At 70.5% G+C, this 10,779-nt stretch carries 12 protein-coding genes and 2 tRNA genes; 3 read left to right on the top strand and 11 right to left on the bottom strand.

From position 1 onward, the window contains the following. Positions 1 to 162 precede the first annotated feature (162 nt). The gene (locus tag IE153_RS07405) at positions 163 to 1,428 is read left to right on the top strand and encodes a ferric reductase-like transmembrane domain-containing protein (RefSeq protein ID WP_189588938.1); all 1,266 of its coding nucleotides are present in this window, start codon (positions 163 to 165) and stop codon (positions 1,426 to 1,428) included. Then, a complete protein-coding gene (locus IE153_RS07400) occupies positions 1,425 to 3,035 on the top strand; it encodes an NADH-quinone oxidoreductase subunit NuoF family protein (RefSeq protein WP_189588937.1) in 1,611 nt (536 codons plus the stop codon). Before IE153_RS07405 ends, IE153_RS07400 begins: the two co-directional genes overlap by 4 nt. Before the next feature lie 120 nt (positions 3,036 to 3,155). Here IE153_RS07400 and IE153_RS07395 read toward each other — a convergent pair. The 10 genes from IE153_RS07395 to IE153_RS07350 all read right to left on the bottom strand — a co-directional run bounded on the left by IE153_RS07395 (position 3,156) and on the right by IE153_RS07350 (position 8,359). Further along, a tRNA-Ala gene (locus IE153_RS07395) sits at positions 3,156 to 3,228 on the bottom strand. A 97-nt stretch (positions 3,229 to 3,325) separates the two neighbouring features. Next, positions 3,326 to 3,559 carry a hypothetical protein gene (locus IE153_RS07390; protein WP_006136074.1) on the bottom strand — a complete coding sequence of 78 codons (234 nt, stop codon included), beginning with the start codon at positions 3,557 to 3,559 and terminating at the stop codon, positions 3,326 to 3,328. 3 nt (positions 3,560 to 3,562) lie between these two features. Next, the gene (locus IE153_RS07385; RefSeq protein WP_101927779.1) at positions 3,563 to 3,736 is read right to left on the bottom strand and encodes a hypothetical protein; all 174 of its coding nucleotides are present in this window, start codon (positions 3,734 to 3,736) and stop codon (positions 3,563 to 3,565) included. A gap of 200 nt (positions 3,737 to 3,936) precedes the next feature. Next, positions 3,937 to 4,009, bottom strand: a tRNA-Ala gene (locus tag IE153_RS07380). 75 nt (positions 4,010 to 4,084) lie between these two features. Beyond that, a complete protein-coding gene (locus tag IE153_RS07375) occupies positions 4,085 to 4,759 on the bottom strand; it encodes a histidine phosphatase family protein (protein ID WP_435811843.1) in 675 nt (224 codons plus the stop codon). Next, a complete protein-coding gene (rsfS, locus tag IE153_RS07370) occupies positions 4,750 to 5,196 on the bottom strand; it encodes a ribosome silencing factor (RefSeq protein WP_031108827.1) in 447 nt (148 codons plus the stop codon). Before rsfS ends, IE153_RS07375 begins: the two co-directional genes overlap by 10 nt. 104 nt (positions 5,197 to 5,300) lie before the next feature. Then, positions 5,301 to 7,025 carry an LCP family protein gene (locus IE153_RS07365; protein ID WP_189588935.1) on the bottom strand — a complete coding sequence of 575 codons (1,725 nt, stop codon included), beginning with the start codon at positions 7,023 to 7,025 and terminating at the stop codon, positions 5,301 to 5,303. Between the two features lie 16 nt (positions 7,026 to 7,041). Next, positions 7,042 to 7,785 carry a nicotinate-nucleotide adenylyltransferase gene (gene nadD / locus IE153_RS07360; RefSeq protein WP_189588934.1) on the bottom strand — a complete coding sequence of 248 codons (744 nt, stop codon included), beginning with the start codon at positions 7,783 to 7,785 and terminating at the stop codon, positions 7,042 to 7,044. A gap of 85 nt (positions 7,786 to 7,870) precedes the next feature. Beyond that, on the bottom strand, positions 7,871 to 8,035 hold the full coding sequence (locus IE153_RS07355; RefSeq protein WP_003990192.1) for a hypothetical protein: 165 nt from the start codon (positions 8,033 to 8,035) through the stop codon (positions 7,871 to 7,873). A 165-nt stretch (positions 8,036 to 8,200) separates the two neighbouring features. Further along, a complete protein-coding gene (locus tag IE153_RS07350) occupies positions 8,201 to 8,359 on the bottom strand; it encodes a hypothetical protein (RefSeq protein ID WP_189588933.1) in 159 nt (52 codons plus the stop codon). 123 nt (positions 8,360 to 8,482) lie between these two features. On the opposite strand from IE153_RS07350, the gene IE153_RS07345 reads away from it, so the two are divergent. Continuing rightward, entirely contained in the window at positions 8,483 to 9,604 is a 1,122-nt protein-coding gene (locus IE153_RS07345) for a M48 family metallopeptidase (RefSeq protein ID WP_189588932.1), read from the top strand. 31 nt (positions 9,605 to 9,635) lie between these two features. Here the strand turns inward: IE153_RS07345 and IE153_RS07340 are convergent, their stop codons facing one another. Next, entirely contained in the window at positions 9,636 to 10,712 is a 1,077-nt protein-coding gene (locus tag IE153_RS07340; RefSeq protein ID WP_189588931.1) for an SCO2583 family membrane protein, read from the bottom strand. Between the last annotated feature and the right edge of the window lie 67 nt (positions 10,713 to 10,779).

Below are 10,779 nucleotides of genomic sequence, written 5' to 3'. Positions count from 1 at the left end.
ATAACAACGCAATAACTCAAACCTCGTACTGATCGGTATGACTCCGCTTAGAGTTCGGCAGCGGGACCGCTGCTTTCCCGAACCGCTCGGAGTTGCCCCCATGAACCCTCATCGCAGTAACACCTCCCTACACCCGGTCGCCGGGACGTGGGGAGGCTTGTCGTGAACCCCTACGACTCCACGGCAGACGACTCGTTCGCCGAGTTCCTCAACTTCGGTGCGGGCGTGCTGTCCCTCGTGTGTCTGACGTGCTCGGTGATCTGGGGCCTGATCGCCCAGGACCGGGTCCTCCTCGACACGCGCCGCCGCATCCTGGCGCAGGCCGTGCACCGGACCACGGCCGTCGCCTCGATCGTCTTCCTGCTGGTGCACATCGGCGTGAAGCTGGCGCTGGCCCACACCTCGTGGATCGCCGCGGTGATCCCCTTCGGGCTGGTGTTCACCGACGAGGAAGTGGTCGGGGGCAGGTCGTTCCTGATCGGGCTGGGCACCCTGGCGGGCATGCTCATGATCTTCGTAGGCATCACCGGCGTGCTGCGCAACCGCTTCGCGTCCCCCGCGCCCGTCGCGGCGCGCTGGCGAGCCATGCACATGCTGGCCTACCCGGCCTGGTGCGCCGCCCTGGTCCACGGACTCTACGCGGGTCGCTCCGCCAAGCCGATCTTCGTCATCCTGTACTGCCTGTCCCTGGCCGGCGTGGCCGGAGCGCTCGCCCTGCGCGCTGCCCCGCGCCAGGTCAAGCGCAAGGTCGCCGACAAGATCGCCTCGATGATCGGACCCGGCGACGGCCTGGGCCGCAGGGACCTGGAGGAAAGCCGGGCCCGGGCGGCGGGCGGGTTCGCGCGCGGCGACCAGGAGGGCCGGGGAGCCTCCGCGCGCGCCGCGGCGTCCCCGACGGGACCGCTGTACGAGAAGGCGGAACGCGGCGCGGCCAAGGAACCGGCGAACGGCTTCGCCGCCGCCTACCGGGCCGTCTCGGGCCCTCCCCAGGGCGGGCAGGCCTTCGCGCCCGGGCCGACGACCAGCATGCAACTGCCGCTGGACATGCAGCCCACCGAGGTCATCCCGACCGTGGACGGTCCTTCCAGCACCTCGGGCAACTGGCCGATCCCGTCCCCGCCCCCGGTCGGCGAGGCCCCGCCGTCGGCCTACGACCCGCTCCAGGACACGGGCTTCAACATCCCGCCCTACGACCCCTTCCAGGACACTGGACAAAGCATCCCGGCCTATGGCAATCCAGGCGCCGCCGGCTACGGATCGAGTGATGTGTACGACACGGGTGAGACGAATGCCGTCTACGACACGTACTACCCGAACGACACGTACAACAGCGGTCCCGCCAATGAAACAAACCCCGGTGCGTCCTATGACTTCGACGCACCGGGATCGGGCGAACCTTGGAACACGCCTTCCGGAGGCTTTAAGTGAACGAGGCCCTGCCCGACGTACCCGAAGTCCGTGTAGTCGGTCTTCCCCAGCTCACGTCGGGCTTCGACCTTGTCGATCGGCTCGATCTGCCCATGCATCTCAAGGTGCACGGGCCGCTCGAGCCGATGGGCGGCGAGCAGCTCGCGCAACTCGCCGAACGCATCAACCTGAAGGGCCGCGGCGGCGCGGGCTTCCCCTTCCACAAGAAGCTGCGCTCGGTCGCCGATGCGGCGATCAAGCGCGGCGTCCGGCCGGTCGTCGTCGTGAACGGCAGTGAGGACGAGCCGGCCTGCCGCAAGGACACGGTGCTGATCAACCGTGCCCCGCATCTGATCCTGGACGGCGCGCTGCTGTGCGCCGAGGCCCTGGGTGCCCGCACGCTCGTGGTGGGGGTCACCCGTGAGTCGACCCAGCGCTCCATGGAGGCCGCGCTCGCCGAACGCGGCCTCAGCAACGGCCGCCGGTCGGCGCTGCGCGCGCGTGTCCAGCGCAACCCGGTCCGCATGGTCACCGGTGCCGCCGCGTCGCTGATCCGCTCGATCGACGGCGGCCCGGCCGTCCCGCCCGGCCGCAAGGTCAGCGCCTCGCAGAACGGCGTCGGCGGCGCACCCACCCTGCTGTCCAACGCCGAGACCTTCGCCCAGCTCGCGATCGCCGCCCGTATCGGCCCGGAGCGCTACGGCAACACCGGCCTGTACGACGAGCCGGGCACCGTCATGCTCACGGTCTCCGGCGCGGTCGCCCGCCCCATGGTGATCGAGGTCCCGACGGGCGTGCCGCTGCGGTACGTCCTGCAGCTCGCCGGCGCGCCGCCGGTGCCGCAGGGCGTGCTCACCGGCGGCTACCACGGCAAGTGGATCGACGCGGCGACGGTCAACGAGGCGGTCGTCTCCCGCAACTCCCTGGACGCGGTGGGCGGCGCGCTCGGCGCCGGCGCGATTCTGCCGATCACTCAGGACACCTGCCCGCTGGGCGAGTCGCTGCGGGTGGCGCAGTGGCTGGCCGAGGAGAGCGCGGGCCAGTGCGGCCCCTGCTACCTCGGCCTGCCGGCCGCCGCACGCGGCCTGGAGGACATCCTCAACGGCGGCGGGCCGGCCGCCCTGGAGGCCCTCAAGCAGGTCGCCAAGAACGTGAAGCGGCGGGGGGCGTGCTCGCACCCGGACGGCTCCGCGATGTTCATCGAGTCGACCATCAAGGCCTTCACCGACGACCTGGCCGCCCACGTCCTCGGCAACGGCTGCGGGCGGCCCGTGGAGGGCGTTCTGCCGCTCTTCGAGGGGGGCAGGGCCCCCACGGGCATCCCGGGCGGCGGAGAGTCCGAGGAGAACGGCCCCAGCCGCCAGAAGATCTACGTGGACTGGACGCTGTGCCGGGGCCACGGACTGTGCGCGGACATCCTCCCCGAGGTGTTCCAGCTGGGCGCCGACGGCTTCCCGACCGTGGCGCAGGCGCAGGTCCCGCGGTACGCCGAGGCCAAGGCTCTACGCGCGGTGCGCCGCTGCCCGGCGCTGGCGCTGCGCCTCGAGGAGGCGAGCGCGCCGGGAGCGCCGTCCCGCAACCTCCCGGTCCTCTCCCAGGGCCGCGGCCGCCGCGCTCTCGGCCGCTGAGCACAGACACGGCGGGCCCCGCGGGGCCCGCCGTGAGCACACCCGGGCGACACTTCTCAGGACGACGCACACGAAGAAGGCGGGCCATCCGATTCGGATGGCCCGCCTTCTCATCTGCTGTGGAGCTAAGGAGAATTGAACTCCTGACCTCCTGCATGCCATGCAGGCGCTCTACCAACTGAGCTATAGCCCCTTGCCAGTGCTCCTCCGGGTTTCCCCGGCGGCGACGCCAACATTACTGGCCCATCAGGCCCAACACCAAATCGGTTTCGCTTTGCCCGAAATGCCCGTTATGCCGTGACGAACGAGTAGAACCGCTTGAGCGTGCAGTGCTCCTCCAGAAGCCGGCCGTAGATCGGCTCGCCCTCCAACTCGCGGTACGTCTCGATCGGGTCGCCTTTTATGATCAGCGCCCGCGCGCATTCCTCGCACCAGTACTGGTAGTCGGGATTGATCGGCTCCATGTCGCGGACGATCGGAGTCCCGCTGCCGCACCAGTCGCACTTCCGCCTGTGTGCACCCATCGATCAGCTCCAGCTGTGGCCGCAGGCCGTGCACACGTAGGAAATCCCGCCGTTGTCGCCGAGCATCTGGGCCACATGCGCGGAACCGCAGGAAGGGCAGCTGAGGCGGGTGGACATCTCCCGTGTGAACGCTGCTTCGAGGAGGTGGTCGACCTCCTCGCGGATGCTCGCAGGCATCGCTACTCCTCCCGTCGGGCCGCGCCCCCTTCCGGCCGTTTGATTCTGCCACGGCCGGACCAATACGGTCAGCGACGCCTCAGTACCAGTCCGGACACGGCACCCGGCGGAGCCGTAGAGGTATACGCCTGAGCGAGCCCGAGTGACTCAAGCCGGAGCACGAAAAATCCCGCCCCCTGCGCGGGAACGGGATCTTGACGTGGAGCTAAGGAGAATTGAACTCCTGACCTCCTGCATGCCATGCAGGCGCTCTACCAACTGAGCTATAGCCCCTCGTGCTCTTCCCGCTTGGCGGGGCGAACAAGAAGAACTTTAGCCTGCGACCTGCCGGAAAGTGAAATCCGGGGGTCAGTCGTCGTCGCCGAGCACCGGTTCCGGCAGGGTGCCGGCGTTGTGCTCCAGCAGACGCCAGCCGCGGGCGCCTTCGCCGAGCACGGACCAGCAGCAGTTGGAGAGTCCGCCGAGGCTCTCCCAGTGGTGGGGATCGAGACCCAGCAGGCGGCCGATGGTGGTGCGGATCGTGCCGCCGTGGCTGACCACGACGAGCGTGCCGTCGTCGGGGAGCTTCTCGGCGTGCCGCAGCACCACGGGGGCGGCTCGGTCGGCGACCTCGGTCTCCAGTTCGCCACCACCGCGGCGGACGGGCTCACCGCGCTTCCACGCGGCGTACTCCTCGCCGTACCGGGCGATGATCTCGTCGTGCGTCAGGCCCTGCCAGGCGCCCGCGTAGGTCTCCCGCAGCCCCTCGTCGTGGGTGACGTCGAGGCCGGTGAGCGTGGCGAGCTCGGCGGCCGTGGCCGCTGCGCGCCGCAGGTCGGAGGCGACCACGGCGTCCGGCTTCAGGGAAGCGAGCAGCCGGGCGGCGCGGCGGGCCTGGGCGAGGCCGGTCTCGGTCAGCTCGACGTCCGTGCTGCCCTGGAAACGGCGCTCCACGTTCCACGAGGTCTGGCCGTGCCGCCACAGGATGACGCGACGGCCACGGCCCTTCCCGGCGGACGCCTCACTGAAGGAGGTCACCGCCAGTCACCGTCCAGCTCCGCCGCCTCCTCGGCCGCCCGCAGCTTGGCGTGCTCCTCGGCCTTCCCGCGGGTGGCCTTGGCCTCCTCGGGCAGTTCGACCTCGGGGCAGTCCTTCCACAGCCGCTCCAGGGCGTAGAAGACGCGCTCCTCGCTGTGCTGGACGTGGACGACGATGTCGACGTAGTCGAGCAGTACCCAGCGGGCCTCGCGGTCGCCCTCGCGGCGCACCGGCTTGGCGCCGAGTTCCTTCGAGAGGCGCTCCTCGATCTCGTCGACGATCGCCTTGACCTGGCGGTCGTTGGGTGCCGAGGCCAGCAGGAAGGCGTCCGTGATGGACAGCACGTCACTGACGTCGTAGGCGACGATGTCGTGGGCCAGCTTGTCGGCGGCCGCCTGGGCGGCGGTGTTGATCAGCTCGTGAGAGCGGTCGGTCACGGTCACTGCATGGCTTTCGGTCGGCGGACACTTGACACCAAGGGTCTCACGGACCGCAGCGAGCCCCCCACGCGATTACGGGGATCACGTGGGGAGCGCGCTCCCGTCGACTAGCCGGCGGACGGCTTGTAGTCCTGGCCGAGGACCACGGAGACGTCCGCGCTCCCCGAGGTCTTGCCCTTCGAGACGGACCCCGCGGACAGGCCGAGGGTCTTGGCGACCTCGGCGGCGTTCGCCTTGTCGGCGGCGTCGGCGTAGACGACCTGGGAGATGGTCCGGGCGGTGCCGGTGCCGCCCTCCAGGAAGGTGAAGCCGCCGTTGAGGAGCACGACGCGGGCCTTCTCGGTGTTGTCCTTGACGCCGGTGGCGTTCTGCACCGAGACGCTGACGGCGGCGTCCTTGTCGGGGCTCTTGGCGGTGCCGCCGAGGACGTTCTTGACGACCCGCGCGCTCGCCTGGGCGCTGAGCGTGCCGTCGTTCTGGACGGGCAGCAGATCGGTCTTGACGTCGCCGCCCTTGGCGAGGTCGGAGAGCCCGGCGAGGAAGGTGCCGAGGTCCTTGTCGGTGAGGGACGGGTCGAGGATCTGCGCGAGGGTCTGGATGGTGGTCGTCGCGGCCTGCGGGTCGGAGGACATCTTGCGCAGGACGCCCTGCATGACCTGGCCGAAGCGCTCCAGCTGGGCGTTCTGGGCCTCGCCGGGGGCGCGGTAGGTGGCGTAGGCGACCGCCATCTTGCCGCTCAGGGTCTGGTCCCGGCCCTTGTTGACCAGCGGGGCCTCGCCCTTCTTCTTGGCGGCGGGGTCGGGCACCTCGGCGTCGGTGTCGACGTCGATGTTGCCGACGAGGTCGACGAGGTTCTGCAGGTAGGGGGTGTCCAGGCGCCAGGTGCCCTCGATGTCGGTGCCGAGGACCGTGTCGAGCGCGTCGCGGGTGCCGTCGGAGCCGTCGTCCTCGACCGACTTGGCGAGCGTCGTCGTGGTGCCGTCGTCGCTGGTCAGGGCGAGGGAGTTGGGTACCAGGACGGTGGTGCCCCGCTCGGTGGTGGTGTTGTCGACGAGGAGGGCCGTGGAGGTGCCGCCGCCCTTGGTGTCGTGCAGGTGGACGACGATCACGTCGCGCTTCTGGGCGCCGGCGGCCGTCGCGGTGCCCGCCTTGGAGTCCTCGGACGACAGACCGGGCAGCTTCCCCGCGTACCAGAGGTAGCCGACGCCGCCGGCCACGACGAGTGCGAGGACGACCACCAGGGCCACGATCCTGCCGCGGGCCCGGCGCCGGGCCTCCTCGCGGCGTTCGGTGCGGTTCTCGGTGAACTTCAGCCAGTCGATGACGTCTTCGGAGTTGGCGTCCGGTTCCTCGACGAAGGCGAACTGCTCGGTGTGGTAATCCCGTTGCGGCTCGTCGGGGGCTTCCCGGTCGTGGTCGGGGCCGGCCTGCTGCGGGATGTGAGCGGTCTGTTCGGCGACTCGGGGCTGCCGGCCGGTGGTGGTACCGGCGGCGGTCTGGCCGTAGGGGTCGTGCGGGGCGCCCTGCGCGGCACCGCCCTGGTGCGTGGCGGTGCCGTACGGGTCGTAGGAGCCGTAGTCGGGAGCGGGCTGCCCGCCGGTGCCGTAGTCGTAGGCGGGCGGGGGCTGCTGTCCCTGCTGCTGCCCCTGCTGCGCGTACGGGTCGTAGCCGTAGCCCTGCTGGTGCTGCTGGGTGTACGGGTCGTAGGTCTGCTGCTGGGTCTGCTGTGGCGGGACCTGCCGGTAGACAGGCTGGCCGTACTCGTCGTAGCCGACGAGCTCGTACTGGTCGGCGCCGTATCCCGCGGACCCCGCGTCGTATCGGTCGTTCACCGGTGCCCCTCTCGGCTCACTCGCCGCGGTACAGCTCGCGCTTGTCGATATAGCGCACGACGCCGTCCGGCACCAGGTACCAGATGGGGTCGCCCTTGGCGACTCTCGCACGGCAGTCCGTGGAGGAGATGGCCAGAGCCGGAACCTCCACGAGCGAGACACCGCCCTCCGGGAGTCCGGAGTCGTCCAGGTGGTGGCCCGGCCGGGTGGCCCCGATGAAGTGCGCCAGGGAGAACAGCTCCTCGCTGTCCCGCCAGGTCAGGATCTGGGCGAGCGCGTCGGCGCCGGTGATGAAGAACAGGTCCGTGTCCGGGTTGAGCGCGCGCAGGTCGCGCAGCGTGTCCACGGTGTAGGTGGGGCCGCCGCGGTCGATGTCGATGCGGCTCACGGAGAACTGCGGGTTCTCGGCGGTCGCGATGACCGTCATCAGGTAGCGGTCCTCGGCCGGGGAGACGCTGCGGTGGGTCTTCTGCCAGGGCTGGCCCGTCGGCACGAAGACCACCTCGTCGAGGTGGAACGCCGCGGCGACCTCGCTGGCCGCCACCAGGTGCCCGTGGTGGATCGGGTCGAAGGTGCCGCCCATGACACCGAGGCGACGCTTGCCCGGTCGCGACGGGCTCTTTCCGGGGCCGCCGGTCCGGCCGGCCACCGCGGAGGCACGGCGGGGCTCCGAGTGTCGCTCGGTTCCGCTCGCCGTGTCCCGTGCCGGGTCGTGCGGCGTCTCGTTCGCCGGACCGGTAGGCATGTCCTGCTCTCCCATGCGTGCAGACCCTACCGGCCCTGCCTGAGGGCTCCGGCCGCCCCCGTGGTCCCCCGGGCATCCTCGGCGGGATGCCCCGCCGGTCTCAGCGGTCGCGGTTGAAGCGGGTGGTGATCCACAGCAGGAGCAGCAGGATGAAGAGGGCGCCACCGCCGGTGAGGTAGGGGCTGAGGCTCTCGTGATTTCCGCCGTGCTCTTCACCCTCGGCGGCGAGGGTGACCAACTGGGCAGCGGTGCTGTGGAAGCTCATCTTCGGCAGGACCTATCGCGTGAGGGCGGGTTAAAGACGTCGGCTCATCGTAAGCGGGCGCCCGTTCCGCGATCACCCCGACTCCGCTTGTTCACGCCGCGGGCCGTCACGCGTGCCGCCGCCGGGGCCGGTCCCGGGGGCCCGGCGGGGAACCTTCGCGTGGCCTCAGTCGTCCTTCCGTCTGTAGCCACGCAGCAGGAACCACGCGGTCAGCGCACAGCCCAGGATCATCACGATCAGCACGATCCGCAGCATCCCCGGTCCTTGTCCCCCGGCGGCGTTCGCGGCCCCGGCGAGCCAGGCGGATGCGGGGTGGTGCTCCATGACGGTGGTCTCCTTCGCTGTACTGCCCGACCACCGTAACTCCGCCTAGGCTGGGCTCTGCCTCGGGGAAGCAAAAGCCCGCACAAAGGGCCGCAAAGGTCACACCAGACGCTGGGGGAAGACATGTCCGACGGCCACGAGCACAACGGGCACGAGCACGTGCCGAGCAGGCAGCGCAGGCGCTTCCCCGGGATCTCCTCGCGCACCTACGAGCACCCGGCCGACCGCTCCGCCCTGGTGGCGCTGCGCAAGCTGAGCGGTTTCGACACGGTGTTCAAGGCGCTCAGCGGCCTGCTTCCCGAGCGCAGTCTGCGGCTGCTGTTCCTGTCCGACTCGGTGCGGGTCTCGGACCAGCAGTTCGCCCATCTGAACGTGATGCTGCGGGACGCCTGCTACATCCTGGACCTGGAGAAGGTCCCGCCGATGTACGTGAACCAGGACCCGCAGCCGAACGCGATGTGCATCGGTCTGGACGAGCCGATCATCGTCGTCACCACGGGCCTCGTGGAGCTCCTCGACGAGGAGGAGATGCGGGCGGTCGTCGGGCACGAGGTGGGCCACGCGCTGTCCGGTCACTCGGTCTACCGGACGATCCTGCTGTTCCTGACCAGCCTCGCCGTCCGGGTCGCCTGGATCCCCCTGGGCAACCTCGCCATCATGGCGATCGTGACCGGCCTGCGGGAGTGGTTCCGCAAGTCGGAGCTCTCAGCGGACCGGGCCGGGCTGCTGGTCGGGCAGGATCTGCAGGCCTCCATGCGGGGTCTGATGAAGATCGCGGGCGGCAACCACCTGCACGAGATGAACGTGGACGCGTTCCTCGCGCAGGCCGAGGAGTACGAGGCGGGCGGTGACCTGCGCGACTCGGTGCTGAAGATCCTCAACGTGCTGCCCCGCTCCCACCCCTTCACCACCGTGCGGGCGGCCGAGCTGAAGAAGTGGGCCGAGTCGCGGGACTACCAGCGGATCATGGACGGCCACTACCCGCGGCGCGACGAGGACAAGGACACCTCGGTCCGGGACTCCTGGCGCGAGTCGGCGAACCACTACGGCAGCCATGTGAAGAGCTCCAAGGACCCGCTGATGAAGCTGGTCACCGACCTCGCGGGCGGCGCCGGCGACCTGGGCGACCGGGTCCGCCGCGGCTTCGGCGGCTTCACGAACGCGTCCCCGAAGCCGCCCCAGGGGCCACAGACGGGCCCGTCGGACTCCTCGGGGGACGACCGGCCGCCGCGCGAGGGCAGCTAGACAGCTAGACCCCTTCCGGCCCTGCGGCCCCTCAGACCTTCGGCTGCGCGCTCGTCGCCAGCGTGCCGCACAGGGCCGTCGCGCTGCCCGTGGCGTAGGGGTCGGTGCCCGCGGGGCCGCCCTCCTTGGCCGTCTGGCCGGCCAGGAGGGGTCTCAGATGGTTCGTGGAGTCCTCGGCGCAGGAGAGCGGGCCGGCCTGGACGTAGGAGACGACGAGCTGGGTCTGGTGCAGCCGCAGGTCGTCGCGGTCGAAGCGGAAGTGCAGCTCGCGCCGGAGGGTGAACAGGGACACCTCGTCCTTGCCACCGGAGCCGGACCCGGTCGCCCGCAGCGCGTACACGAACGTGTGGTCGGCGGTGACCTCGAGGGTGGACGCGTCGGCCTCGGCGGCCTGCAGCGTGCCCTGGACCCGGACCTTGTGGTCGGCGAGCTGGGCGCGCGAGGGGTCGAAGCGGACCAGCCAGCCGGTGGGCGCGTGGCGGCCGTCGGCGGTGGGGCGGGTGAAGCTCTGGTCGAACTGGTCCAGTTGCTCGGGGTCGAGCAGTACGCGGACGGCCCTGACCTCTCCGCCCGTGAGCACCTCCGGGTCGAGGGCCGACCGCACGATGTAGTCCTTGGCGGTGCTCAGGGCGCTCACGACCTGGCTGTCCGAGAAGTGCGCGGTGCGCCGCGAGGCGGGCAGTGGCACGCCCTCCGCGCCGGTCCGGAACTGTGCGGCGGGGCTGTGCTCGTACAGGTTCGCCAGGTCGGGAGTGCCGGGCACCTTGCCCTCGGGGGCGAGCGGGATGACGGTCATCCGCAGAGGCTCGATGGGCTCCCTGGCGGCGGGGGCCTGGTAGGGGTGCCGTACGCCCATGTAGATCGCGGTGCCGAAGGCGACGGCGATCAGCAGGACCAGGACCAGGGCCTGCCGGGACAGGCCCCGGCGCAGGGGCGGCCGGCGTCGCACGGCGGGCGCGTGGTCGGCGATGCGCTCCTGCGCGGAGAACTCCTGGAGGCGGGCAGCACGGACGAACGACTCGTCGAAGACGACGGATCGGTACTCGTCCTCTCCACCTCCGGGGGCGCCCTCGGGACCCCCCTCAGGTGGGTTTCCTGGCCCGCCCATATCTTCAGGGTAGGTCGCCGGAAGCTCGGGTAAACGCCCGGCTGCTCCACAAGTTCTGACAGGTTCT

It is taken from the genome of Streptomyces massasporeus (assembly GCF_014648995.1).
Lineage (GTDB): Bacteria > Actinomycetota > Actinomycetes > Streptomycetales > Streptomycetaceae > Streptomyces > Streptomyces massasporeus.
The sequence above is the reverse complement of the archived record's forward strand: the minus strand, read 5'-3'. Positions and strand labels throughout refer to the sequence as shown.

Bases quoted from the DNA above. Each gene is read 5' to 3' on its own strand.
- IE153_RS07390 (WP_006136074.1), bottom strand. From the start codon at position 3,559: ATGGGTGCACACAGGCGGAAGTGCGACTGGTGCGGCAGCGGGACTCCG.
- IE153_RS07385 (WP_101927779.1), bottom strand. From the start codon at position 3,736: ATGCCTGCGAGCATCCGCGAGGAGGTCGACCACCTCCTCGAAGCAGCG.
- nadD (WP_189588934.1), bottom strand. From the start codon at position 7,785: ATGGGAGAGCAGGACATGCCTACCGGTCCGGCGAACGAGACGCCGCAC.
- IE153_RS07355 (WP_003990192.1), bottom strand. From the start codon at position 8,035: ATGAGCTTCCACAGCACCGCTGCCCAGTTGGTCACCCTCGCCGCCGAG.
- IE153_RS07350 (WP_189588933.1), bottom strand. From the start codon at position 8,359: ATGGAGCACCACCCCGCATCCGCCTGGCTCGCCGGGGCCGCGAACGCC.
- IE153_RS07345 (WP_189588932.1), top strand. From the start codon at position 8,483: ATGTCCGACGGCCACGAGCACAACGGGCACGAGCACGTGCCGAGCAGG.
- IE153_RS07340 (WP_189588931.1), bottom strand. From the start codon at position 10,712: ATGGGCGGGCCAGGAAACCCACCTGAGGGGGGTCCCGAGGGCGCCCCC.